General features: G+C 44.7%; 22 protein-coding genes and 1 riboswitch. Of the genes, 6 read left to right on the forward strand and 16 right to left on the reverse strand.

Annotated features, from left to right (window positions below; translation table 11 throughout):
• The first annotated feature begins 79 nt into the window (after positions 1-79).
• Together nhaB and dsbB are read left to right on the forward strand one after the other, a co-directional pair.
• Positions 80-1,669, forward strand: coding sequence for a Na(+)/H(+) antiporter NhaB (gene nhaB / locus vsple_RS09210; RefSeq protein ID WP_255230356.1), 1,590 nt, complete (start codon positions 80-82; stop codon positions 1,667-1,669).
• Between the two features lie 131 nt (positions 1,670-1,800).
• Positions 1,801-2,319 carry a disulfide bond formation protein DsbB gene (dsbB, locus tag vsple_RS09215; protein ID WP_261881830.1) on the forward strand — a complete coding sequence of 173 codons (519 nt, stop codon included), beginning with the start codon at positions 1,801-1,803 and terminating at the stop codon, positions 2,317-2,319.
• Between the two features lie 82 nt (positions 2,320-2,401).
• Here dsbB and vsple_RS09220 read toward each other — a convergent pair whose 3' ends face one another.
• Complete coding sequence (locus vsple_RS09220; RefSeq protein WP_261881831.1) at positions 2,402-3,025, reverse strand: YecA/YgfB family protein; 624 nt, start codon at positions 3,023-3,025, stop codon at positions 2,402-2,404.
• 191 nt (positions 3,026-3,216) lie between these two features.
• On the opposite strand from vsple_RS09220, the gene dusC reads away from it, so the two are divergent.
• Positions 3,217-4,179, forward strand: coding sequence for a tRNA dihydrouridine(16) synthase DusC (gene dusC, locus vsple_RS09225; protein WP_261881832.1), 963 nt, complete (start codon positions 3,217-3,219; stop codon positions 4,177-4,179).
• A 54-nt stretch (positions 4,180-4,233) separates the two neighbouring features.
• On the opposite strand, the gene vsple_RS09230 is transcribed toward dusC, so the two are convergent.
• From vsple_RS09230 to yfbV, 4 genes are all read right to left on the reverse strand, one after another.
• Complete coding sequence (locus vsple_RS09230; RefSeq protein WP_261881833.1) at positions 4,234-5,700, reverse strand: sensor domain-containing diguanylate cyclase; 1,467 nt, start codon at positions 5,698-5,700, stop codon at positions 4,234-4,236.
• 185 nt (positions 5,701-5,885) lie between these two features.
• Positions 5,886-7,724 carry a maltodextrin glucosidase gene (malZ, locus tag vsple_RS09235; protein WP_261881834.1) on the reverse strand — a complete coding sequence of 613 codons (1,839 nt, stop codon included), beginning with the start codon at positions 7,722-7,724 and terminating at the stop codon, positions 5,886-5,888.
• Positions 7,725-7,874: 150 nt separating this feature from the next.
• The gene (locus tag vsple_RS09240; RefSeq protein WP_261881835.1) at positions 7,875-8,843 is read right to left on the reverse strand and encodes an ABC transporter substrate-binding protein; all 969 of its coding nucleotides are present in this window, start codon (positions 8,841-8,843) and stop codon (positions 7,875-7,877) included.
• Positions 8,844-9,157: 314 nt separating this feature from the next.
• Positions 9,158-9,610, reverse strand: coding sequence for a terminus macrodomain insulation protein YfbV (yfbV, locus tag vsple_RS09245; protein WP_261881836.1), 453 nt, complete (start codon positions 9,608-9,610; stop codon positions 9,158-9,160).
• A gap of 344 nt (positions 9,611-9,954) precedes the next feature.
• On the opposite strand from yfbV, the gene vsple_RS09250 reads away from it, so the two are divergent.
• Positions 9,955-11,151 carry an acetate kinase gene (locus vsple_RS09250; protein WP_255230348.1) on the forward strand — a complete coding sequence of 399 codons (1,197 nt, stop codon included), beginning with the start codon at positions 9,955-9,957 and terminating at the stop codon, positions 11,149-11,151.
• 139 nt (positions 11,152-11,290) lie between these two features.
• On the forward strand, positions 11,291-13,456 hold the full coding sequence (gene pta / locus vsple_RS09255; protein ID WP_261881837.1) for a phosphate acetyltransferase: 2,166 nt from the start codon (positions 11,291-11,293) through the stop codon (positions 13,454-13,456).
• An 81-nt stretch (positions 13,457-13,537) separates the two neighbouring features.
• Here pta and vsple_RS09260 read toward each other — a convergent pair whose 3' ends face one another.
• The 11 genes from vsple_RS09260 to moaA form a co-directional block, all read right to left on the reverse strand.
• Complete coding sequence (locus tag vsple_RS09260) at positions 13,538-14,476, reverse strand: glutathione S-transferase family protein (RefSeq protein ID WP_261881838.1); 939 nt, start codon at positions 14,474-14,476, stop codon at positions 13,538-13,540.
• Positions 14,477-14,808: 332 nt separating this feature from the next.
• Positions 14,809-15,801 (reverse strand): murein tripeptide/oligopeptide ABC transporter ATP binding protein OppF, encoded by a 993-nt coding sequence (gene oppF, locus vsple_RS09265; protein WP_255230345.1) that lies wholly within the window; start codon positions 15,799-15,801, stop codon positions 14,809-14,811.
• A complete protein-coding gene (gene oppD / locus vsple_RS09270; protein WP_032552010.1) occupies positions 15,798-16,769 on the reverse strand; it encodes an ABC transporter ATP-binding protein in 972 nt (323 codons plus the stop codon). Before oppD ends, oppF begins: the two co-directional genes overlap by 4 nt.
• A 51-nt stretch (positions 16,770-16,820) precedes the next feature.
• Positions 16,821-17,723 carry an oligopeptide ABC transporter permease OppC gene (oppC, locus tag vsple_RS09275; RefSeq protein WP_261881839.1) on the reverse strand — a complete coding sequence of 301 codons (903 nt, stop codon included), beginning with the start codon at positions 17,721-17,723 and terminating at the stop codon, positions 16,821-16,823.
• Between the two features lie 15 nt (positions 17,724-17,738).
• Positions 17,739-18,659, reverse strand: a complete 921-nt coding sequence (oppB, locus tag vsple_RS09280; protein WP_261881840.1) for an oligopeptide ABC transporter permease OppB — start codon at positions 18,657-18,659, stop codon at positions 17,739-17,741.
• Between the two features lie 118 nt (positions 18,660-18,777).
• Complete coding sequence (locus vsple_RS09285) at positions 18,778-20,409, reverse strand: ABC transporter substrate-binding protein (protein WP_255230342.1); 1,632 nt, start codon at positions 20,407-20,409, stop codon at positions 18,778-18,780.
• A gap of 596 nt (positions 20,410-21,005) precedes the next feature.
• Entirely contained in the window at positions 21,006-21,461 is a 456-nt protein-coding gene (gene moaE / locus vsple_RS09290) for a molybdopterin synthase catalytic subunit MoaE (RefSeq protein ID WP_261881841.1), read from the reverse strand.
• Positions 21,462-21,463: 2 nt separating this feature from the next.
• Entirely contained in the window at positions 21,464-21,709 is a 246-nt protein-coding gene (moaD, locus tag vsple_RS09295) for a molybdopterin synthase sulfur carrier subunit (RefSeq protein WP_261881842.1), read from the reverse strand.
• On the reverse strand, positions 21,706-22,185 hold the full coding sequence (moaC, locus tag vsple_RS09300; RefSeq protein ID WP_255230339.1) for a cyclic pyranopterin monophosphate synthase MoaC: 480 nt from the start codon (positions 22,183-22,185) through the stop codon (positions 21,706-21,708). Before moaC ends, moaD begins: the two co-directional genes overlap by 4 nt.
• An 11-nt stretch (positions 22,186-22,196) precedes the next feature.
• The gene (gene moaB, locus vsple_RS09305) at positions 22,197-22,709 is read right to left on the reverse strand and encodes a molybdenum cofactor biosynthesis protein B (RefSeq protein ID WP_150868996.1); all 513 of its coding nucleotides are present in this window, start codon (positions 22,707-22,709) and stop codon (positions 22,197-22,199) included.
• 89 nt (positions 22,710-22,798) lie between these two features.
• Entirely contained in the window at positions 22,799-23,788 is a 990-nt protein-coding gene (gene moaA, locus vsple_RS09310; protein WP_255230337.1) for a GTP 3',8-cyclase MoaA, read from the reverse strand.
• Positions 23,777-23,930, reverse strand: a riboswitch (molybdenum cofactor riboswitch). Its footprint overlaps the gene before it by 12 nt.
• 195 nt (positions 23,931-24,125) lie before the next feature.
• On the opposite strand from moaA, the gene vsple_RS09315 reads away from it, so the two are divergent.
• Complete coding sequence (locus vsple_RS09315; protein WP_261881843.1) at positions 24,126-25,013, forward strand: YvcK family protein; 888 nt, start codon at positions 24,126-24,128, stop codon at positions 25,011-25,013.
• Positions 25,014-25,034 lie beyond the last annotated feature (21 nt).

Raw genomic sequence — 25,034 nt, forward strand, 5'->3', positions numbered from 1 at the left:
TTTTAAAAGAATTTTTATAGCTCGAAACTCAAATGTTGTATTGCTTGCCAATTCATAATCAACATAAAAGAGTATTAACATGCCGATGTCTCTCGGAAACGCTTTTATCAAGAACTTTCTTGGTAAGGCTCCTGATTGGTATAAAGTTGCCATCATTTCGTTTTTAATCATCAACCCATTTGTTTTTTTCCTCGTTGATCCATTTGTTGCGGGCTGGCTATTAGTCGTAGAATTTATTTTTACGTTGGCAATGGCGCTTAAATGTTACCCTCTTCAACCGGGTGGTCTGTTAGCGATTCAAGCTATCGCAATCGGTATGACCAAACCGGAAATGGTTTACCACGAAATCCAAGCTAACCTACCAGTGCTGCTCTTACTGGTGTTCATGGTTGCTGGTATCTATTTTATGAAAGAGCTACTGCTCTTTATCTTCACTAAAATACTGCTTGGCATCCGCTCTAAAATCCTACTTTCTGTTGCATTCTGTGTTGCAGCGGCATTCTTATCAGCATTCCTAGACGCACTAACGGTTATCGCGGTAGTGATCAGTGTGGCTGTCGGCTTCTACTCTATCTACCATAAAGTAGCGTCAGGCAAAGGCTCGAACTCAGCACACGACCACACTCATGATGAAGAAATTTCAGAACTGACTCGCGAAGATCTTGAAGACTACCGTGCGTTCCTTCGCTCACTGCTTATGCACGCAGGTGTAGGTACAGCCCTAGGTGGTGTAATGACCATGGTAGGCGAGCCGCAAAACTTGGTTATCGCTAAACAAGCGGGTTGGGAGTTCGGTGAATTCATCATTCGTATGCTGCCAGTAACATTGCCTGTATTCATCTGCGGTATCATCACTTGTGCCCTTGTGGAAAAACTAAAAATCTTTGGCTACGGTGCAAAACTGCCTGCTAACGTTCGTCAAATCCTTGTTGAGTTTGATAACACGCAGAAAGCAAGCCGCACTAAACAAGACATCGCAAAGCTTTGGGTTCAAGGTGCAATTGCGGTATGGCTAATCGTCGGCCTTGCGCTACACGTTGCTGAAGTAGGATTGATTGGTCTTTCTGTTATCATCCTAGCGACAGCCTTCACCGGTGTCATCGAAGAACACTCGATGGGTAAGGCGTTTGAAGAGGCTCTACCCTTTACCGCGCTACTTGCCGTATTCTTCTCGATTGTCGCGGTAATCATCGACCAAGGTCTGTTCAAGCCTGTAATCGATGCTGTACTTCACGTAGAAGACAAAGGTGCGCAACTTGCACTGTTCTACGTCGCGAATGGTATCTTGTCCATGGTATCGGATAACGTATTCGTGGGTACGGTTTACATCAACGAAGTGAAAACTGCACTCGTTGAAGGCATCATCAACCGCGACCAGTTCGACTTACTCGCTGTAGCAATCAACACAGGTACTAACCTACCTTCAGTTGCAACTCCAAATGGTCAAGCAGCCTTCCTATTCCTACTGACTTCGGCTCTAGCACCACTCATCCGCCTCTCTTATGGCCGTATGGTGCTGATGGCGCTGCCGTACACTATCGTACTGGCTCTTGTTGGTCTGGCTGGTATCGTGTTCTTTGTTGAGCCTATGACAGCCTGGTTCTACGATGCAGGTTGGATTGTACAACGCACTGGCGAAGTAACATCTGTGATTTCAAGTGGTCACTAATTCCCATAACGCGTCGTAAAGTGAATAAGTGAATCTAAGTAATGAAAAATAATCATTGATTAAGAAACTTATCCAAGATAAAAAGCTCTGAGTAATCAGGGCTTTTTTAATTTTATTGAAGGACTAAATTCGTGAACTTTCTTTTATTGCTCAAAGATTTCTCTAAAGGCCGACTCTCGTGGCTATTATTACTTGGTTTCGTAATCTTCTTTGAAGCATGTGCGTTGTTCTTCCAACACGTTATGATGCTTGGCCCATGCGTAATGTGCATCTATGAGCGAATCGCGATGCTCGCTATAGGTATTGCTGCAATGATTGGTGCGATTGCACCTAACAATCCTGTCGGACGTTGGCTTGGTTTAGCTGGCTGGGGGTTCGGTGCTTACAAAGGTTTAATGCTATCGCTGGAGCACGTTAATTACCAATTCAACCCCTCTCCTTTCGCAACTTGTGACCTATTTGTCACCTTTCCAAGTTGGGCACCATTGAACGAATGGGCGCCTTGGATGTTTGAGGCTTACGGCGATTGCGCTAAGGTTGTTTGGCAGTTTATCGGTTTATCAATGCCACAATGGCTGGTGGTGATTTTCGCAGGCAACCTGATTGCATTGGGTCTTATTGTGATTTCTCAGTTCGCGAAATCTAAATAAGCGAACCTTAAATACCAATAAAAAAGTCGACCGAGGAGGTCGACTTTTTAGTTTTTCTGTTTAGCGAGCCGTCAGTTTAAAACTAAGCTTGCGCTCGACCGCAGCACTGCTTGAACTTCTTGCCGCTTTCACATGGGCAAGGATCATTTCGGCCAATATTTTTAAACGGGTTTACGCTTTGAGCTTTGTTACCTAACATGGCTTCATCGGCAGCTAATGCTACTTCGTTGACCATTAAATCCACTTGACCAACAAGTTCCGCAAGCGCTGGAGGGTTTTCCAAACCCGCAGCCACCATCTGTTGCTGAGTCTGCTCTTCGTCAATTGCCAACATCAGCGTTGTGAGGAGTGCTTGAAGCATTCTCAGTGTGCCGTCAGCCATATTCGCTTGTTGCCACTGCTCTTCTACCGTCGGCCAAACCATCATGAAACCTTCGGCGAAATCCGCGAATTGCTCATTGAAATCGCCCTCAGCAAGAACCTCTGTAGGCATGTATTCACTGCGCTGAATGAGGTTATGTTGACGGTTAATCTGTTCCGTCACCAAGCCGATGAAACGCTCTTCTGCTTCTGGTGAGATCACAGCCAGCCACTCTTGAGGATCTAGCGGCTTGGTCGCAAGGTTAGATGCTAAAATCGCTCCCTCAATAAATTGTGGCGTACACTCTTGAGGCAAGCCGTCTTGATTTAATAGTTGATATGTCATTAATACTTCATTGTTCATATGAGATTTGCGCTAAGTATACTCGTTATCGTCCATCTGCGCAGTTTGCCTTTGGCTGAATTTACCTACATGAGATAAATTTCCCTTAAACGTACCAATAGTGACAATCAGCAAGGGACACCGTACAATCACGCCTCTTTATTTTCAGGACAGAGATGTTTCGGTAGTTCGATATGCGAGTAATACTAGGCCCGATGGAAGGTGTGTTAGACCACCTTATGCGAGAGATCCTTACAGAGATCAATGACTACGATCTTTGTGTGACTGAATTCGTTCGCGTCACCGATCAGCTATTGCCACCGCATGTCTTCCATCGACTGTGTCCGGAGCTGCACCAAGGCTCTCAAACTTTGGCAGGAGTTCCTGTTCACGTCCAACTGCTTGGTCAACATCCAGAATGGATGGCACAAAATGCCATTCAGGCAGCAAACCTTGGTGCGAAAGGTATTGACCTTAACTTCGGCTGTCCAGCTAAAGCAGTGAATAAAAGCAATGGCGGAGCTTCCCTACTCAAAGAGCCCGAACTTATCTATAAGGTAGTGAAAGCATGTCGTGAGGCAGTGCCTAAACACATTCCGGTTTCAGCCAAAATTCGGCTTGGTTGGGAAGATCCTGAAGAGTGTTTTGAGATTGTGGATGCCATTGAGCAAGCCAAAGCTGATGAGCTCACAGTCCATGCTCGTACCAAAACCGGTGGCTACAAAGCCTCTGAGATTAAGTGGGATTATATCAACCAGATCCGTCAGAAGACGACGCTACCACTCATTGCTAATGGTGAGATTTGGAACTACCAAGATGGTCAAAACTGCATAAAAGCGACAGGCATTGACTCCCTCATGGTATGCCGTGGCGCGTTTAACGTTCCCAATCTAGGAAACGTGGTAAAACACAACCACCAGCCGATGCCTTGGAAAGAGGTGCTAGCGCTACTATTACGCTACTCTGAGTTTGAGATTGAGGGTGACAAAGGGCTTTACTACCCTAATCGTGTGAAACAGTGGTTTGTTTATCTGCGTAAAGAGTACCCAGAAGCGGAAGAGATCTTCCGTGAGATCCGTACTTTCAAAAAGGCAGCGCCAATCGTAGAGCACATTCAGCGCTACCAAGATAAGCTATTAGCAACTCCGATAGCCTAGCTCCTCAAAACAATGTATTCGTCGACAGAGCGACATTCAACGTCGCTCTGAACATTAGAATACAATCTTGTTCTTACCCGTCGTTTTCGCAATATAAAGCTTCTCGTCCGCACACTTAAACACTTCATCAAAGCTCAACTGAGTGCTCTCAGACTCAACAATGCAAGCACCACCTGAAACTGTAAAGCCTCCCTCGATAACATTGGTCGACTGTTCACAAATCGCAGTCTTAACGCGATGGAGAATGTTCTTTAGGGTTTGACGCTCTTCCCCTCTTAGATAGACAACAAACTCTTCTCCCCCAAAGCGTGCACCAACATCACTGCTACGAACGCCATTGTGGATCTGACGCGCCATATAGCGAATCACTTCGTCGCCTTTATCGTGGCCGAAAGTATCGTTAATGCTTTTAAAATTATCGATATCAAACACCACTAACACGAACAGATCGTCATGTTGAACATTACGCCAAAATACCTCTAATCCACGTCGATTGAGTAACCCCGTCATCGGATCTTTGGCCGCAAGTTCTTTAAAGTAGCCCTTTTCAATTGTGCTGTTGATGTAGAAAAAAATCGTGACCATAAACAGGTACACTATGAGTGCAACAAAGAGACTGTGCGTTTCTGTTTTAACAAAAGCTTTCAGCTCTTTCATCACGTCGAGTTGATAAAAGATCCTATGATGGGCTGCAACACCATTTAACTCTAAAGGCTGTATCCATACAGCGTCATCCGGCAACAATTGATGGGTCAGGTCGACAATATTTATTTGACCAGCGAGTAAGGGACTTTGTGATGTCAGTAACTTTGCTGAGTCGATATCCACCGACAACATTCCTTGATGACTGCCCCGATAAAACACGGGTATCGCCATACTAATCACCCTGTCTAGTGTATCAGTGCGATAAGTTGGACCAGCTAACGTCAGCTTCTCTGGATTATTTGCCGTTCTTTGCCAGTAAGGGCGGCTCTTAATTGTTGACAAGAGTTCTTTCCCTAGACCTTTGGCAAAGTCCTCCGGTGAAGAGATCACATACCCCTTAGCATCAATAAAATGAACACCAAAATAGTAGTCATCCAGTTGTGCCAAGAAAGAGAGAATAGGAGCAAGTGCTACTTTTTCACTAGCACTTCGATAAGCATCAGTCGATTCAGAGCACAAGGACTCATTGCCAACCAACATATAGTTAATATCAACGGAAGGAATATCCACCGTCTTACCGTCGGCGAGCAGCATTCCATCAATCGGCCATATACGACACACGCCATCCACCACAGTCTTATTGTGATCTAAGAAGAGCGGGTTACTCGATTTGTAGTAATTTGAGAAGCTGTAGTCTAAAGCCGTAACCACGGTTGTCGTACGTTCAAAAGCATCAATGATTCTTTGATATTCGTATGTGACTTCTTTCTCTACCGCATCTAAGTGATTTTTGGCAATAAGCGCAAGTAACATACTGATAATAATGGCAGGGAAACCAAAAACAAAGGTTAGGCTAAAGTGCCTATTAAGTTTCATAAACTGGATGCTCTTTCGCTTATCTATTTCTCGTCAATATTATTACATCAGCAACGGCATTCAACCCGATAAAATTATGTAATTTGTTATTTCACAAATAGAAATGACTCAAAAACTTAGCCCCTCGTCGCAAATAAGTCGAACAAGGGGCTACTTAATGGTAAGGAGTGAGTAAGCAATAATGATTAGTTCACAAGCACTAAAGAAGAGATAGGATCTATTGATAACTGCAACTGTCCATCATTCATATTCAACACCGAGTTTTCGCAAAATGGAACGCTCAAATCACCAGATTCAAGACCCAGTTTCCATACTGGAAGTGTCACCTCAGAGGCATATGTGCCAAGGTTTATGGCAACTAACGTGTGTTCTTGATCCAAGCTTCGAGCATAAACCAACACGTTGTCGTCACAGTAAAGCTCTTGGTAAGCACCTGTTTGCAAACTTTGGCGATCATGTCTCAACTGAATGAGTCTCTGAGTAAAGGCAAACCAGTTCGACGTCTGTTCTTCTCCCCACGGGAAACAACGTCGGTTATCTGGGTCTTGACCACCTTCTAGTCCCACTTCAGTACCGTAGTAAAGGCAAGGTGTTCCGACGTAGGTCATCAGTAACGTCAGAGCAATAGCTTGTTTCTGTGCATCACCGTCAAGCAATGAGATAAAACGCGCAGTATCATGACTGTCTAGTTGATTCAATTGAGACAGTTGATTCTGCCAAGGCACTTTTGCACGAGCTTCAGCTAACCAATCAGAGAAATCTCGCATACTGATATCAATTGGATCATAAGCAATGTCTTGCTTAGCCAAAAGAGCGCGAACGGGATGAGCAAAGCCGTAGTAGTTCATCGAGCCATCTTCTTGGTCTCCCTGTAGCCACGAGGTCGCTTCAAAGAAATGCTCTCCGAGTATGTAGGCATCAGGGTTTTGGCTTTTTGCCGCGTTACGAAACTCTCTCACGTAGTGAGCATTGTTGTATGCACCCTCGCCTTCGCCAAGCATATGGATCACATCAAAACGCCATCCATCAATGCCATAGGGTGCTTTAAGCCAGTGTTTAATCACCGAATCTTCTGATTGATAGATGTAGTCTCGAACCGAATCATTGGAGAAGTTCAATACGGGCAGAGAGTTGATACCTTTCCAACCGACGTAACTTTTTGCGTCATCGCCATTGAAAAAGTAATAGTCACGATATTCAGAGTTCGGCTGCCCAAAAGCCCCGGCACCACTTTTGCCTGATTTATCAAACCATGGATGCTCTACCGACGTGTGGTTAAACACCGCATCTAATACCACTCTCATTCCTCGTGAATGCAAATCAGCTGACAGAGCCGCAAACTCTTGATTGGTGCCAAAATGAGAATCGACTTTGTAATAATCGGTAGTGTCGTATTTATGATTGCTCGGCGATTCGAAGATTGGATTCAAGTACAGTGCCGTAATACCTAAGTCTTGCAAGTAGTTGAGTTTGCTATGTATACCTGCTAAATCTCCACCGAAGAACTCCGCAGCACCTGTGCCATTGTGACCTTCGACCTCGGTACCCCATTCTTTTACTACTACATCAAGAGTGCCCTCTTTTAATCGGTACTCGCCAGGCTGAACACTAATCTCGGAGTTCCCGTTACAAAAACGTTCTGGGAAAATCTGGTAAAACACTTGCTCAGCAACCCAGCTTGGCGGTTGATGATCAGCATTGTACTTAAAGTGATGCGCACGGCTTGGCATCCGCAAGTGAACGCCTTGTGAGTCCAACCAAAATTGGCCTGTGTTACTCAATAGCTTAAAAGTATAGTGAGTAATAGACTGATCAGAGTTAAGTGGGATCTTCGCTTCCCAGACAAAGAGCCGTCCTTGTTTCCCGACCAATAACATATCCACCAAGTACTCTTCATTATCTGGCTCATGACGCACTTGCACTTTAGTCCAGTCTTCACGATCGGTGTGGAGTTTTAAAGTAAGCACTCTTTGATCAAGTCGAACATAGTCGCAAGTTTGAGCATGGAATAGATAAGGATGCATAACGAATCTCGAACGTTGATTGATTCGCTAAAGATATGAAAAATCGTCTAGATCACAATGTGAAAACTATCAGCACTCAGAGCGGATCACGCTTTGTAGCCCTACAATGTTCAAATAAAGTTCACTGCTTTGTATTTTGTAGGGCTTAGTTTATTGCACGACTGTCGCTTGGCCTAAAATTGACGAAGGCAGAGTGATTTGGAACTTTTTCAAGGCTTCCAAATTCACTTTCAACGCCGCTCGATTCGGAGTTTTGACGTCCAAATTACCTGGCTCTTCCCCTTCAAGAATTGCAGCAACATACTCCGCAGTTTCCAGACCAATTTGGTAGTAATCAAGACCAGCGCCGATGACGGCACCATTTTTGACATACGCGGTAGTCCCAGCAACAACTGGTGTGTTCTGACTGTCGGATGCTCGGATCAAGTCATCAATGGCGCTCGCTACTGTGTTATCCGTCATCGCATAGACCACATCAGATTTAGCGGCCACGATACGCGTTTTCTCTTCTACTTCGTCAACGGTAAATACTGGCTCGATATGCAGTACTAAACCGTGCTGTTTAGCAGCCGCTTTCAATATAGAGATCAAAGCAACCGCGTTAGACTCCCCAGGATTATAAACAACACCGATAGAGTCAACATCAGGCATCAGCTGCTTAATAAGATTGATATGTTGATGTACAGGGGAGAGATCGGACAACCCCGTTACATTACGACCCGGATTTTCCAAACGTCTCACTAATCGAGCACCAACCGGGTCTGTTACCGCAGTAAACACAACGGGGATAGTGCGCGTTGCTGAAACCAGCGCTTGAGAAGATGGCGTCGCAATCCCGACTAACACGTGTGGGTTTTTACTCACTAACTCTCTGGCAATTTTAGCCGCTTGTGCTGGCCTGCCGTCTGCGACTTGTGATGTCAGCTCTAAATTTTTTCCATTTTCATAGCCATGTACCTTTAGGCCATCAATCAGACCTTTATGTGCGGCATTCAGATCAGGGTGATCAATAATCTGAGAGATAGAAACTTTCGCACTACTAGCCAGTGAGACACTAGAATAGATAAGCACAGCCATACTCAATAAGACGACACTCGACCAATTCGACCCTGTTTTCATCGACACTCCTTGTGATGTGCTCTCTTTCCTACTGCCATATATCCTCTGTTTCATATATGGGATGGCGTATTATTTCGTTATTGATATTACTACCAGTAAGAGTGAAATAACAGAAGTTAAAAACGGCAAAAGTGCAACAAGTGTCTAATTTCAGTTCTCGCTTAAAAAAGTAAGCGTGAACAGACTGAAAAAACGATGAAACCGTGCTCACTGCACCTAAGAGATGAGAACTAAGGAGATGAAAAACGCCCCAAAAAAATTTTAGGGCGCAGTGTTTTAGAAAGGGGTTAAGACCAGATATGGCCAGATAAGAGCTAGAACCAACGTTCCATAGAAGACTTGTCCAGTTGTCGGAAAGCGCGATTCAAAATAATGGCTAACTCTTTGTAGCGCGGACGTGATTTCATAGGCTCTAGCGCAAAGCCAGTTTCTATAATCTTTTCGTGCAGTTCACGATACCAAGATACGAGTGCCGGTGGCAGTTGAGTGTTGGAGCGGTTGCCTAACCACCACATACCTTGAAGTGGCAAACTAATCGCGAATAACGCCATAACGACAGCTTGCGGCATCGCTTGATAATTGTTGAAGACCATCTGTGTTAAAATGCTGATCGCAGCGATCGCTGGCATTACTTTAATGCCAAAACGAGTTGCCTTAATGATACGTTGCTCGGGAAAGATCGCATTTAACTCTTTTCTGACAGGCCAGAGATCCATGTACTTTTGGCCATCTTTTAGACTACTGGCTAACCCAACTCTATTGCTCATATGAGTCTCCCGTTAAAAAAAAGTTGAAACCATCAACTAAAAACGCAAAAAATTGACAAAAAATAATATTCTTTCAAATTTTTTTGTTATATTTGCACAATATCGCTATTATTTGCAGACCTCAATCTCATTGTTGCCCTTATTTACAATTTAAGCAACTTTGAGAAGACTTCTGCAAGGAATGCACAAGCCTCTTTTGGTTAAAAAGTGCGCTTTCACTTTAATACGGAAATTAACGTTTTTTTGACCAAGGTTAGTACGCAAGCCACCGTGCTTCGTCTATTCTTGAGATTAATTTTCATCTTTAACTGATTTCGATCAGAAAAATTAACAGGTAGTCATTAATGTCTAAGCTAGTTTTAGTTTTAAACTGTGGTAGTTCTTCTCTTAAATTCGCAGTTGTTGATGCAGAAACAGGTGCAGAGCATCTAACTGGTCTTGCTGAGTGTCTAGGTCTTCCAGAAGCTCGTATGAAGTGGAAACTTGACGGCAAACACGAAGCACAACTAGGCGCGGGCGCAGCTCACGTAGAAGCACTATCTTTCATGGTAGAAACTATTCTTGCTTCTAAGCCAGAGCTTAAAGCTAACCTTGGCGCTATTGGTCACCGTATCGTACACGGTGGCGAGCAGTTCACTCAATCTGCACTGATCACAGATGACGTTCTTAAGGGTATTGAAGACGCTGCGACTTTTGCACCTCTTCACAACCCAGCTCACCTAATCGGTATCGAAGCGGCTAAACAGAACTTCCCAGGCCTTAAAAACGTTGCTGTATTTGACACAGCGTTCCACCAAACAATGCCTTCTGAGTCTTACCTATACGCTCTACCGTACAACCTATACAAAGAGCACGGCATCCGTCGTTACGGCATGCACGGTACTTCTCACCTATTCATCACTCGCGAAGTTGCAAGCCTATTAAACAAGCCAGTTGAAGAAGTTAACATCATCAACTGCCACCTAGGTAACGGCGCTTCTGTATGTGCAATCAAGAACGGTAAATCTGTAGACACTTCTATGGGTCTTACTCCTCTTGAAGGCCTTGTAATGGGTACTCGTTGTGGTGACCTAGACCCTGCAATCATCTTCCACCTGCACGACGCACTAGGTTACTCTGTTGAAGAAATCAACAACATGCTAACTAAAGAGTCTGGTCTTGCTGGTCTAACTGAAGTGACTTCTGACTGTCGTTTCGTTGAAGACAACTACGGTGAGAAAGAAGAAGCAACTCGTGCAATGGACGTGTTCTGTCACCGTCTAGCTAAGTACGTAGCTGGTTACACTGCAACTCTAGAGGGTCGTCTAGACGCAATCACTTTCACTGGCGGCATCGGCGAAAACTCTGGCCCAATCCGTGAAATGGTTCTAAACCGCCTAGGCATCTTCGGCATCGAAGTTGACGGTGAAGCTAACCTTAAAGCTCGTTTCGGCGGCGAAGGTACTATCACTACAGCTAACAGCCGTATCCCTGCAATGGTTATCTCTACTAACGAAGAGCTAGTGATTGCTGAAGACACTGCACGTCTAGCAGGTCTTTAATCGGAATTTGTACCGCTGGCTTTAACGAGCCGGCGGTCTTTTGATGAAAATGGGGCTCAGCTTCTATTCCTATTCCTACCTTTAAATAGGAATATGAAGTTGAGCTTTTTTAATCCAATAGCAAAAGGTACTCATACGAATGTCTCGTACTATTATGCTTATCCCTACTAGTGCTGGTGTTGGTCTAACTAGCGCAAGCATGGGTGTTCTTCGCGCAATGGAGCGCAAGGGCGTTAAGGTTTCTTTCTACAAACCAATCTCTCAACCACGTTCTGGTGGTGACCAACCTGATCTAACTTCAACTATCGTTGGTAAAAACAGCGATGTTAAGATCGGTCAACCTCTAGCGATGTCTGTTGCTGAAAACCTAATCGGTAACGACAACATGGACGAACTGCTAGAAACTGTTGTTGAGCGTTACAATCAGATCAACAACGATGCTGACGTAACACTTATCGAAGGTCTAGTACCAACGCGTAAGCACCCATTCGCTAACCAAGTGAACGCAGAAATTGCTGCAACACTTGGCGCAGAGATTGTACTTGTTGCAACTCCGGGTACTGACAACCCAGCGCAACTTAAAGAGCGTATCGAAGTAGCATGTTCTAACTTCGGCGGCACTAAGAACAAAAACATCTCTGGTGTTATCATCAACAAGCTTAACGCTCCAGTTGATGAAGCAGGCCGTACTCGCCCTGACCTATCTGAAATCTTCGACGATTCAGACAGCGCAAAACAGAGCGAATTAAAAGTGATGGAGATCTTCAACACTTCTCCTATTCGTGTTCTTGGTTGTGTGCCTTGGAGCATCGAACTAATTGCAACTCGTGCTGCAGATATGGCTTCTCACCTAAACGCAGAAATCGTTAACGAAGGTGAACTGAATACTCGTCGTATCAAGAGCATCACGTTCTGTGCGCGTTCACTGCCTCACATGATTGAGCACTTCAAGCCAGGTTCACTACTAGTAACTTCGGCTGACCGTCCTGACGTAATCGTTGCAGCAGCGCTTGCAGCAATGAACGGCGTTGAGATCGGTGCAGTACTTCTAACTGGCGGTTACGATATCCCTGCGGAAATCCAAGACCTAATCAAACCAGCTCTAGAAAGCGGCCTACCAATCTTCAAAGCACAAGGTAACACTTGGCAGACTTCTCTGAACCTACAAAGCTTCAGCCTAGAAGTTCCAGCTGACGATAAAGAGCGTATCGAGTTCATCAATGAACACGTTGCAGGCCACATCGACGGCAACTGGATCGAGTCTATGACTGAAGGTACTCAGAAGTCTCGTCGTCTAAGCCCACCTGCATTCCGTTACCAGCTAACTGAATTTGCTCGTAAAGCGGCTAAGCGTATCGTTCTTCCTGAAGGTGACGAACCACGTACAGTGAAAGCTGCGGCTATCTGTGCTGAGCGCGGTATCGCGGAATGTGTACTTCTAGGTAACCCTGAAGAGATCAAACGTGTTGCTGCACAGCAAGGCGTTGAGCTAGGTGCTGGCGTTAAGATCATCAACTCTGACGAAGTACGTGAAAACTACGTTGCTCGTCTAGTTGAACTACGTGGCGCGAAAGGTATGACTGAAGTTGTTGCTCGTGAGAAGCTACAAGATTCAGTATTCCTAGGCACAATGATGCTTGAGAACGACGAAGTTGACGGCCTAGTTTCTGGTGCTGTTCACACGACGGCGAACACTATCGTTCCTCCGTTCCAAATCATCAAGACTGCCCCTGATGCGTCTATCGTATCTTCTGTATTCTTCATGCTCCTACCTGACCAAGTACTGGTTTACGGTGACTGTGCGATCAACCCAGATCCAACAGCTGAGCAGCTTGCTGAAATCGCTATCCAATCTGCTGACTCTGCAGCGGCATTTGGTATCGAACCACGCGTTGCTATGATCTCTTACTCTACTGGTGAATCTGGTAAGGGTGCAGACGTAGATAAAGTACGTGAAGCGACGAAACTGGCTAAAGAGAAGCGTCCAGATCTAATCATCGACGGTCCTCTACAGTACGACGCAGCTATCATGGAAAACGTTGCCGCTTCTAAAGCGCCAAACTCTCCAGTAGCAGGTAAAGCGACAGTATTCGTATTCCCTGACCTAAACACGGGTAACACAACTTACAAAGCGGTACAACGTTCAGCAGACCTAGTATCTATCGGTCCAATGCTTCAAGGTATGCGCAAGCCAGTAAATGACCTGTCTCGCGGTGCTCTAGTTGACGATATCGTGTACACAGTTGCTCTAACGGCTATCCAAGCTGCCCAAGCAGATCAAGCTAAAGAAAAAGTGGTTAACTAATTTTCTTTTATAGAAAGCAAAAACCCTAGATGTTTATCTAGGGTTTTTTTATGTCTGGACTAAAGGGAATAATAGGTAATCCTAGCCTCGGCCATGTGGCGAATCTAAATCTAGCGCGGGTCCTTTGGGAACAACTTGAGTAGGATTGATACCGGTGTGACTGTAATAGTAGTGACGCTTGATATGGTAAAAATCCGTCGTCTCTTTGATGCCTTCGATCTGATACAACTCTTTTAGGTAACCCTGAATATTTTCGTAGTCCGCTATTCGCTGCTTATTACACTTGAAGTGACCCACATACACGGCATCAAATCGAATCAAAGTCGTGAACAGACGCCAATCCGCTTCCGTAATGGTATCCCCAGCCAAATAACGACTTTTTGATAGGTGTGCATCCACTTTATCTAGTGCGCTAAATAGCCCTTCATACGCTTCTTCATAAGCCTCTTGGGTCGTTGCAAAACCACAACGATAAACACCATTATTGATGTTAGGATAAATAAAATCGTTCCACTCATCGATCGCATGGCGAAGCGCAGGTGAGTAGTAATCATCGTTATTGCCTGTTAAGTCATTAAACGCAGAGTTGAACATGCGAATGATCTCAGATGATTCGTTGCTAACGATGGTATTGGTTTTTTTATCCCACAAAACTGGCACTGTAACGCGACCAGTATAATCCGGCTTAGCTTGTGTGTAGATTTGATGCATTCGAGTATGGCCAAACAATGGTTCAGGCAACCCCATTTGCCACCCTTCGCTCATCATGTCAGGGCACACAACGGTGACATCGATGTGTTCAGATAAGCCTTTAAGCTCACGGAAAATAAGCGTTCTATGTGCCCAAGGGCAAGCCAGTGAAACATACAGATGATAACGTCCACTTTCAGGTTGAAACGGCGCGTCTGTACGGTTCTCTACCCAGTGACGAAAACCTGCATCTTCACGAACGAACTTTCCATTGCTTGACTTAGTGTCATACCAGACATCGTGCCAAACACCTTCAACTAATTTGCCCATATCCAAACCTCTTTCATCCAAACTTTTATATACCAATCACAGTAAGTAAATGTTCAGAAATAGCGCAGAAAAAATGCTTGAGAACAAGGAAGAATTTTTCTGTTAGTGGTTATTCTACAATCAAAAATTCTAACGCCGTTATCGAGCACTTTAGCAAGCTAGAATGAGCAGTTATCTACTACGATTGGTATTAGTATAAAAAAAGCCAACGTCTTCAAAACTAGAAGAAGTTGGCTTAGTTGTTCGAATTATTTGAATAAGCGTGAGATACAAAAAAGCGTGACCGATTGAGCGGCCACGCTGAAGCCTGTCACAGGCTGAATTACGATTTGTTAAACCTGAACATGAAGACAAGATACCGCGTGAACGTCGTTACCTTGAATCTTAGGTTTTGTTTCTGCACACGCCTCTGTTGCTTGAGGGCAACGAGTACGGAACACACAACCAGATGGTGGGTTGATAGGCGATGGTAGATCACCTTCCAGCATCTGGATAGTTTTGCTGCGTTCAATTCGCGGATCTGGGATTGGAACCGCAGACATCAGAGCTTTGGTGTATGGGTGTTTAGGATCAGAAAACAGTGCATCTGATTCACCCAACTCAACCGCATTACCTAAGTACATTACCAATACTCGGTCAGAGATGTGCTTAACCACTGATAAGTCGTGCGCGATAAATACCAACGAAAGACCTAGCTCTTTTTGTAGCTCTTTCAGAAGGTTAACAACTTGCGCTTGAATAGATACGTCAAGTGCCGAAACCGGTTCGTCACAGATGATCATCTTAGGCTTCAAGATAAGCGCACGCGCGATACCGATACGCTGACACTGACCGCCTGAGAACTCGTGTGGGTAACGGTTGATTACGTTTGGTAGTAGACCTACTTTCGCCATCATCTCTTTAACACGGTCTTTGACTTCCTGCTTAGAAAGCTCTGGGTAGAACGTCTCTAGCGGCTCAGCAATGATGTCACCAACCGACATACGCGGGTTAAGCGATGCAAGTGGATCTTGGAAAATCATCTGAATCTCTTTACGAGTTTCGCGACGTTGAATCTCTTCCATTTTCGTTAGGTCTTGACCTAACCACATCACTTCACCGTCCGTTGCTTCAACCAAACCTATGATTGCACGAGCAAATGTTGACTTACCACAACCTGACTCACCTACTACGCCCAGCGTCTCACCTTCGTAAAGGTGGATATCAACGCCATCAACCGCTTTCAGATTAGCAGGTTTAGCCCAAGGCCATGCAGATTTAGCAGCAATGCTAAAGTGAACCTTAAGATCTTTAATGTCTAACAGTAATTGCTTATCTACACTCATTTTTTCCAAGCCTCCCAATCAGAAAAACAGGCACGTTGACGGTCATTTCCAAATGGCGTCAAAATCGGCGCTTCTTGCTTACAACGGTCCATCACACGGTGACAGCGGTCTTGGTAAGGACAGCCTGGTGGTAGACGAAGTAAGTTTGGCGGGTTGCCTGGGATGGTAGGAAGAATCTCACCTTCAGTATCAAGACGAGGGATCGCTTTCAACAGACCTTCCGCGTATGGGTGGCTTGGGTTGTAGAAGATTTCATCTACTGTGCCGTATTCCATTGTACGACCTGCGTACATAACAAGTACTTTGTCACAAGAACCCGCAACAACACCCAAGTCGTGGGTAATCATGATGATTGCCGTGTTGAACTCATCCTTCAGCTCGTTCAGCAGCTCCATGATTTGTGCTTGAATGGTTACGTCTAATGCTGTTGTCGGTTCATCGGCGATCAGCAGCTTAGGACGACAAAGTAGCGCCATTGCGATCATTACACGCTGACGCATACCGCCAGAAAACTCGTGCGGATACATGGTGATACGCTTACGCGCTTCTGGAATTTTAACAGCTTCAAGCATTCGTACAGATTCTTCAAACGCTTCTGCTTTGCCCATGCCTTTATGCAGCATCAGCACTTCCATCAACTGATCGCTCACCTTCATATAAGGGTTAAGCGACGTCATTGGATCTTGGAAGATCATCGCGATCTGTTCAGCTCGAACCTTATTTAGCTCTTTTTCTGGAAGGTTAAGAATCTCTTTACCTTCGAATTTTGCACTACCAGAGATGATGCCGTTTTTTGCCAGCAACCCCATGATAGAGAATACAGTCTGTGATTTACCTGAACCTGACTCACCCACAATACCCAGCGTTTCGCCTTGGTTAAGTGAGAAGTTCAAGTCATTTACTGCGGTTACGATACCATCTTGAGTGGTAAATTCGACGCGCAGGTCTTTGACATCTAATAAGCTCATCATTGCTTCCTTAATCTTTTATAGCTTTTATATTTTTATTTGCTATTTAGTTTATCTGTCTTTTGGATCAAGCGCGTCGCGCAGGCCGTCACCTACATAGTTAAAGCAGAACAGCGTGACTACCATGAATGCTGCAGGGAATGCCAGTTGCCAGATAGCAACTTCCATCGTCTGCGAACCTTCTTGAAGTAGTGCGCCCCAGCTTGTCATAGGCTCTTGAACACCAAGACCAAGGAAAGATAGGGATGATTCCGTCAGGATCATGCTTGGGATAAGTAGAGTTGAGTAAACCGCTACGATACCCAGTACGTTTGGAACAATGTGACGTGTAATGATCTTCCATTTGCTTACACCACATACGTGTGCAGCTTCAATGAACTCTTTACTGCGTAGGCTCAACGTTTGACCACGTACAATACGCGCCATATCTAGCCAAGCAATAGCACCGATTGCAACGAAGATAAGTACAATATTACGACCAAAGAAGGTTACTAGTACGATAACTAGGAACATGAATGGAACCGCGTACAAGATCTCAAGGATACGCATCATCACTCGGTCAGTACGACCGCCAATGAAGCCTGAAGCAGCACCGTAAAGCGTACCAATCAATACCGCTACGAAGGCACCCATCACACCAACCATCAACGAGATACGTCCGCCAATGAGAGTACGTACGTAAAGGTCACGACCTAAGCTATCGGTACCAAACCAGTGATCAGCATTAGGACCAACATGCATTGCGTACCAGTCAGTATCGTCATAAGTGTATTGAGCCAGCATTGGTAGGAAGATAACCGCCAATACCATCAGTGTTAGGATAAACAGGCTCACCATCGCAGCTTTGTTACGCATAAAACGAATACGCGCATCTTGCCACAAACTACGACCTTCAATTTCTAAGTTCTCAGAGAACTTTTCGATCGCTTCTAAATTTTCTTTTTTCTTCAACATAACCATGCGTCCCTGTTAGTAGCGAATTTTCGGGTCAATAACCGCTAGCAAAATATCAACAATTGCGTTGAATAAGATGAATAGAAAACCAATCAAGATGGTTACACCCATTACTAACGAGTAGTCACGGTTAAACGCAGCGTTCACGAACAGCTTACCGATACCTGGTAGGCCGAAGATGGTTTCAACAACCACCGAACCTGTGATGATACCTACGAATGCCGGGCCCATGTACGAAACAACAGGCAGCATCGCTGGCTTAAGCGCATGTTTAAGAATGATGTAACGGTAACTTAGACCCTTAGCACGAGCTGTACGGATAAAGTTACTGTTAAGAGTTTCAATCATGCTACCACGAGTAATACGAGCGAACGTTGCAACGTATAGAAGCGACATTGCGATTACAGGCAGAACGAGGTAAATAAAGGTACCACCATGCCAGCCACCTGCTGGGAAGATGTTCCAGTGAAGCGAGAATAGGTAAATCAGAGCGGGTGCCAATACAAAGGATGGCATTACAACCCCGAGCATGGCGGTCGACATTATGGTGTAGTCGATCCAGGTATTATGCTTCAAGGCGGCAATGGTTCCGACCGATACCCCCATAATCAACGTAAAGATGAAGGCAATAAAGCCAACTTTAGCCGACACAGGTAGTGCTACTGCGATCAGCTCATTTACTGTGTAATCTTGGTACTTAAACGAAGGACCGAAGTCGCCTTGCAGAATGTTCGTTAAGTAGGTTGTGTATTGCTCAAATACTGGTTTATCTAAACCGTATTTAGCTTCGATATTCGCCATAACTTCTGGCGGTAATGGTCGCTCGCTTGAAAACGGGTTACCCGGTGCGAAACGCATAAGAAAGAAAGATATAGTGATCAACACCAACATGGTTGGGATCGCTTCAAATATCCTTTTCATAATGAATTTAAGCATAAACTCACTCTTTCAGTCTGTGACAATTAAAATTAGAGCGACGCTACATGCGCGCCCTGCGCATGTAGTGTCTATATCGTTATATTTTTATATTAACTTTCTAGAATCGAAGCGCAGATTACTGAGCTTTGATGTAGAGGTCTTTCGAGAAGATCTTGTCTTCCGCGTTGTTCAGTGGGAAGCCACCAACGTGCGGGTTAAGCAGACGTGATTTCACGTATTGATAGATAGGAGCGATTGGCATATCTTTTGCCATTAACGCCTCAGCTTCTAGGTAAAGAGCTTCACGCTCTTTTTCTGAAGTTGAGTTAAGTGCTTTGTCGATGATTTGGTCGTAAGCTTTGCTATCGTAGTGAACACCACCGGTAGTGTTGTTACTCTTCATCAGTGTTAGGAACGAAGACGCTTCGTTATAGTCACCACACCAACCTGCACGTGCTACTTCAAAATCACCAGAATCTTTAGAAGATAGGTAAGTTTTCCACTCTTGGTTTTCAAGCGTTACAGAAAGACCTAGTGTTTTCTTCCACATAGAGCCTAGTGCTACAGCAATCTTCTTGTGGTTTTCAGAAGTGTTGTAAAGAAGGTTGAAGTTCAGTGGATTGTCTTTACCGTAACCCGCTTCTTCAAGAAGACGCGCCGCTTCTGCGTTACGCTCTTTTTGAGTCATCTTACCGTAAGCAGGAAGCTCAGGATTGAAGCCAGCAGTGATTTCAGGCGTTAGGAAGTATGCAGGTTTTTGACCTTGCGCTAGGATAGCGCCTGTTACGATATCACGGTCAATTGCATAAGAGATTGCCTTACGAACACGAACATCATCAAATGGTGCTTTCTTGGTGTTGAAGATGTAGTAGTAAGTACATAGGTTACCCGCTACAGATACATCTTCCGCGTGCTCTTTCTTAAGACGCTTGAAGTGCTCAGTTGGTAGTTCGTTTGTGAAGTCAATTTCACCAGATAGGAAACGGTTCATTTCCGCTACTTGGTTTTCGATTGGTAGGAACGTTACTTTGTTCAGAACCGTTTTATCGTTGTCCCAGTATTGTTCGTTACGCTTAAGCACTAGGCGCTCGTTAACAATCCATTTATCAACAGAGAACGCGCCATTACCAACAAAGTGCTCTGGCTTAGTCCACTGGTCACCGTACTTTTCAACCGTAGCCTGGTGAACTGGTTTCATTGTTGTGTGGCCCATCATCATTACGAAGTATGGCACTGCTGTTTCCAACTCAACAACAAGCGTGTTTGCGTCTACCGCTTTAACACCTAGCTCACTCTTATCCTTTTTACCCGCGACGATATCCTTTGCATTCGCCATCTTGGTGTATTCCATGTACCAAGCGTATGGAGAAGCCGTTGCAGGATCAACTGCACGTTGCCAGCTGTATACGAAATCTTGAGCTGTTACCGGATCGCCGTTAGACCATTTTGCATCTTTACGTAGGTGGAAAGTGAAAGTTTTGTTGTCTGTTGTTTCCCAGCTTTCTGCAACACCAGGGATAGTATTACCGTCGCCGTCTTGGTTCACTAGACCTTCTAGAAGATCACGAATTACGTGAGACTCTGGTACACCTTGAGATTTGTGTGGGTCAATAGTTGCAACTTCAGTACCGTTACCACGAACAAGTTCCTGAACCTTTGCCAATTTTGTACCCGCTGGAACGTCCGCAGCGATTGATGTAGTAGAAGTGGCAGCCACTGCCAAACCAGCACCTAGAAGAAGGGCCTGAGTGATTTTATTCTTGTACATTTAATAAACTCCAAGTTTTATGTATTGCATCCATGACTTCTTTGCTTGGTTCACTGAACGGCAGTGATTTAGATTTATTTAGCTCAATTTTTGAGCATAAAAATCTAAAACCTTACAAAGATTGCGGCACACACTATCAATCATTGAATTAATTTGCCATAAAGAACTGGCAAAAAATCGGATAATTCTCCGAAATACTCTATGATTCAGCGATAAACTCTAATAAAAACGTAATTTCTAGCTATTTAAATACGATGTATTATTAAAATTTAGCCGTAAATGTTGATATATCTGTTTTGATACTTATTTTTAGCATCTTATGCTAGAACAACCCTGACAAATTAACATTATTGCCACATGAAAGCTAATCCGGCATCACATATCCCCTAATTTGCTTACGTTAATTGTGAGGATTATCACTCTATAAAAAGCAGAACAAATAGCTGTTTAGTGAAATATATTGGTGTAACAAATTGTTTTAGTCGCTTTATATGCGTATTTATTCACACAAACCCTGTTCACTTTTTTGGTTAATTATTCTTCGGTCGAAAAAAAACCGACTCAAAGAGTCGGTTTTAGAATATCAAAATAGGTGTTTACTTCTGCCAACGTTCGGCGGCTTTCGCGTCTGAATCACGAGATTCTACCCAACGGGTTGCTTCAGTTGTGCGCTCTTTTTTCCAGAACGGTGCTTTTGTTTTCAGGTAGTCCATCACAAACTCGCACGCTTCAAACGCCGCACCTCGGTGAGCACTAGACACACCGACGTAAACAATCTGGTCGCCAATATCAAGGTCACCCACTCGATGGATAACACGCATCTTTTGAATTGGCCAACGCGCTTCAGCTTGATCACAAATCTCGCTTAGCGACTTTTCCGTCATTCCTGGGTAGTGCTCCAGAGATAAGCCAATAACGTTATCCCCTAAATTCATGTCGCGCACCTTACCCACGAAAGTAACCACTGCGCCTGCTGAAGTACCTTGAGCCAAAAAGTTGTATTCATCTGCAACTGAAAAGTCTTCAGCTGTCACCAATACTCTTGAGTCCATCTCTAGCCTCCAGTCACTGGCGGGAAGAATGCTACTTCATCCCCCTCTTTCACTTCAGTGCTCAATGGAACAATCGACTGGTTTAGAGCTGCCAAAAGCTTGCCCTCTTCCAAAGCGATGTCCCATTTACCTTCTTGCTGAGCAAGGTGGCTGCGAATCGCTTCGATAGTGTTAAAGCTTGCATCGACTTCTACGCTATCTACACCAACCAATTCACGTGTTTGTGCAAAAAAGAGAACTGTAATCATGATTCCGCCTTAAAGTGACCTGATTTGCCACCCGTTTTTTCTAGCAAGCGTACCTGATCAATCACCATATCTTTCTGTACAGCTTTGCACATATCGTAAATGGTTAGAGCTGCGACAGAGGCAGCTGTTAGAGCTTCCATTTCAACACCGGTTTTACCCGCCAGTTTACAAACTGACTCGATACGTACCTTGTTTTCTTCAACAATAGGTTCCAGTTGAACTTCAACCTTTGACAGCAGCAACGGATGACAAAGTGGAATCAAGTCCCAAGTTTTCTTTGCGGCTTGGATACCTGCAATACGTGCAGTCGCGAACACATCACCTTTATGATGGCTACCCGACATGATCAGCTCAAGCGTCTCTGGCGCCATATGAACAAAAGCTTCTGCACGTGCTTCTCGCACGGTTTCTGCTTTTGCCGATACATCAACCATGTTCGCTTCGCCAGATGCGTTAATGTGTGTAAATTGGCTCATGAATACCTACCTTAAACAGAAAGGTGTGGCATGAAATTACATGGGCGGTGACTAGCATCAAGTTGTTGTTTGATGATCTTTGTCCAACCCGTGCGACATGCACCGGTTGAGCCAGGCATTGCAAAAATAACGGTGTGGTTAGCAAAACCCGCGATCGCACGTGATTGAATGGTCGATGTTCCGATCTCTTCGTATGACACCTGACGGAATAGCTCGCCAAAGCCTTCAACTTCTTTATCGAAAAGCGGTTTCAGTGCTTCTGGAGTACTATCTCGAGAAGTAAAACCAGTACCGCCAGTGATCATAATGGCTTGTACCGTTTCGTCTGCAATCCACTTAGATACGATTGCACGGATCTTGTACATGTCATCAATTACGATCTGCTTGTCGACAACGTTATGACCTGCTTCTTGAGCATTTTCAGCCAAGTAACGACCTGACGTGTCGTTCTCTTCTGTACGAGTATCTGAAACGGTTAGGACTGCAATATTTGCAGGTTGGAATTTACTCTCTGCGTGACCCATTTGTTCACCTATTCTATCTATTTCAATGATTATACTGACTCACCCAGCTTATCTAAGCTAGGTGATTAAATGTTTGTTGATTTGGGAGCCTAGCCGCCAATGGAAGCAAGGTGCGGCGTCATACCGCTGTTGCCGTCGTGGAGAAAGTGACTCACTGACTTGGTTTGAAGCTCAGACTGAATGCGTGCGATAAGCGCATCTTCCTGCTCATCCTCTTGGAGAAGATCACGTAGCTCAACACCATGATCGCCAAAAAGACACAGATGAAGTTTACCTGTTGCAGATACACGCAGGCGGTTACAGCTTTCGCAGAAATCTTTCTCATAAGGCATGATCAAACCAATCTCACCTTTGTAGTCAGGATGAACAAATACCTGTGCAGGGCCATCATTCACCGCTTTGACTTTCAAAAGCCAACCGTTAGCGATCAGATGGTTTCTGATCGCTACGCCTGATACATGGTGTTTATCAAACAGATCGTCCATTTCACCGGTTTGCATCAGCTCAATAAACCGCAGTTGGATAGGTTTGTCTTTGATCCAGTTAAGGAATGAAGGCAGCTCTTGGCTATTAAGATCTTTCATCAACACAACGTTGACTTTGATCTGCTCATATCCGACTTCGAACGCTTTATCGATACCGCGCATCACCTCAGTGAACTTATTCTCACCTGTGATTTGGTGAAACATGCGCGAATCTAAACTATCAACGCTGACGTTGATGTTCGTTAGACCAGCTTCGCGCCACTGCGCTACCTGCTTCTCCATGCGATAACCGTTAGTGGTGGTTGCCACTTTTTGGATACCCGGAGTGCTGGCTACTGTATTAATAATTTCAGTAAAATCTTTACGTAGGCTTGGCTCGCCACCAGTAATACGAATCTTGGAGGTACCACAATCAGCAAACGCTCTCACGATGCGTTTGATCTCGGGAACACTGAGAAAAGACGAGTTTTTTTGCCCCGAAGGCTTGTAGCCATCAGGTAAGCAATACGTACATTTAAAGTTACAAACGTCTGTAACTGACAAGCGCAAGTAATAAAACTTGCGATGGAATCTATCTTCGAATTGTTGCGCCACGGAACACCTTTCCAAACACGGGAGGCATAATCATTTCCAATTAAGCCCTTGTGACAACATGTCACTGGCTCTCAACGCTTATCAATACAGCAAAACACCACTGTGCGACTTAGCATGTAAGAGCTCGGAGTTATGGCAACTACGGTACACTGAGGCACGCGTAGCAGCTGCGTATAAAATACTTAATAATTGTGTGTGAATCTAGTTCTGTTGCCAAAAAAACGAACCTTAACAGCAAAAAAACCGCACCAGACCCTCAAAATAACTCTTGTTGAGTATCTGCCTATAAGCATTTACCCTAAATTATAGTTGGTAATAATCTAATAAGAACTAAAAAATGAATTTGTACTCTTCAAAGAAAGTCGTCGCGATCGGCGGCGGCCACGGCTTAGGTCGCATGTTAGCGGCACTGAAACAATTCGGCAGTAATGCGACGGGAATTGTCGCCACTACCGATAATGGCGGCTCAACAGGCCGAATTCGAGATTGCCAAGGTGGTATCGCATGGGGCGATACTCGCAACTGTATCAACCAGTTGATTACCGAGCCTTCTATCAGTTCGATGATGTTTGAGTATCGTTTCCGAGGTCAAGGTGAACTCGATGGTCATAATCTTGGTAACTTGATGCTCACTGCTTTAGATAACCTTTCTGTTCGACCATTAGAAGCGATCAACCTAATCCGCAGTATGCTTAAAGTCGATGTCAACATTGTTCCGATGACTGAGCACCCCTCTGACCTAACGGCACTTTCGATGGAGGGTCGCTGGGTAACAGGGGAAACCAATGTCGATGACATGAACGAGCGTCTGCGCCGCCTTGATCTTTCGCCAGAAGTACCGGCAACCAAAGAAGCGGTACACGCAATTGCAGCCGCTGATTGTATCGTATTGGGACCGGGCAGTTTCTTAACCAGTATTATGCCGCCCTTATTGTTACCGGAAATTGGTAAAGCGATTGCTGATAATAGCAAGGCTAAGGTGATTTTAGTCGAAAACCTCTCGCCTGAGGCTGGTCCTGCGGGGATGATGACGCTAAGAGAGAAAATAGAATGGTGTGAACGCGCATGTAAAGCGCGTAAAATTGATGTGATTATCGGTGATACAGCGCACCCAGAGCTTGATGGTCTTTGGCATTGCGTTACAACTGACCTCGCCTCTACGAACCGCGATTGGCGCCATGACAGACTCAAACTTCAGCAAGCAATTGAGGCTCAATTGGCTTAAGCGGGTAACTTGCCTCTCCGA

This window comes from Vibrio pelagius (assembly GCF_024347575.1).
Lineage (GTDB): Bacteria > Pseudomonadota > Gammaproteobacteria > Enterobacterales > Vibrionaceae > Vibrio > Vibrio pelagius.

Bases quoted from the DNA above. Each gene is read 5' to 3' on its own strand.
- nhaB (WP_255230356.1), top strand. From the start codon at position 80: ATGCCGATGTCTCTCGGAAACGCTTTTATCAAGAACTTTCTTGGTAAG.
- vsple_RS09220 (WP_261881831.1), bottom strand. From the start codon at position 3,025: ATGACATATCAACTATTAAATCAAGACGGCTTGCCTCAAGAGTGTACG.
- dusC (WP_261881832.1), top strand. From the start codon at position 3,217: ATGCGAGTAATACTAGGCCCGATGGAAGGTGTGTTAGACCACCTTATG.
- vsple_RS09230 (WP_261881833.1), bottom strand. From the start codon at position 5,700: ATGAAACTTAATAGGCACTTTAGCCTAACCTTTGTTTTTGGTTTCCCT.
- malZ (WP_261881834.1), bottom strand. From the start codon at position 7,724: ATGCATCCTTATCTATTCCATGCTCAAACTTGCGACTATGTTCGACTT.
- vsple_RS09240 (WP_261881835.1), bottom strand. From the start codon at position 8,843: ATGAAAACAGGGTCGAATTGGTCGAGTGTCGTCTTATTGAGTATGGCT.
- yfbV (WP_261881836.1), bottom strand. From the start codon at position 9,610: ATGAGCAATAGAGTTGGGTTAGCCAGTAGTCTAAAAGATGGCCAAAAG.
- vsple_RS09250 (WP_255230348.1), top strand. From the start codon at position 9,955: ATGTCTAAGCTAGTTTTAGTTTTAAACTGTGGTAGTTCTTCTCTTAAA.
- pta (WP_261881837.1), top strand. From the start codon at position 11,291: ATGTCTCGTACTATTATGCTTATCCCTACTAGTGCTGGTGTTGGTCTA.
- vsple_RS09260 (WP_261881838.1), bottom strand. From the start codon at position 14,476: ATGGGCAAATTAGTTGAAGGTGTTTGGCACGATGTCTGGTATGACACT.
- oppF (WP_255230345.1), bottom strand. From the start codon at position 15,801: ATGAGTGTAGATAAGCAATTACTGTTAGACATTAAAGATCTTAAGGTT.
- oppD (WP_032552010.1), bottom strand. From the start codon at position 16,769: ATGAGCTTATTAGATGTCAAAGACCTGCGCGTCGAATTTACCACTCAA.
- oppC (WP_261881839.1), bottom strand. From the start codon at position 17,723: ATGTTGAAGAAAAAAGAAAATTTAGAAGCGATCGAAAAGTTCTCTGAG.
- oppB (WP_261881840.1), bottom strand. From the start codon at position 18,659: ATGCTTAAATTCATTATGAAAAGGATATTTGAAGCGATCCCAACCATG.
- vsple_RS09285 (WP_255230342.1), bottom strand. From the start codon at position 20,409: ATGTACAAGAATAAAATCACTCAGGCCCTTCTTCTAGGTGCTGGTTTG.
- moaE (WP_261881841.1), bottom strand. From the start codon at position 21,461: ATGGACTCAAGAGTATTGGTGACAGCTGAAGACTTTTCAGTTGCAGAT.
- moaD (WP_261881842.1), bottom strand. From the start codon at position 21,709: ATGATTACAGTTCTCTTTTTTGCACAAACACGTGAATTGGTTGGTGTA.
- moaC (WP_255230339.1), bottom strand. From the start codon at position 22,185: ATGAGCCAATTTACACACATTAACGCATCTGGCGAAGCGAACATGGTT.
- moaB (WP_150868996.1), bottom strand. From the start codon at position 22,709: ATGGGTCACGCAGAGAGTAAATTCCAACCTGCAAATATTGCAGTCCTA.
- vsple_RS09315 (WP_261881843.1), top strand. From the start codon at position 24,126: ATGAATTTGTACTCTTCAAAGAAAGTCGTCGCGATCGGCGGCGGCCAC.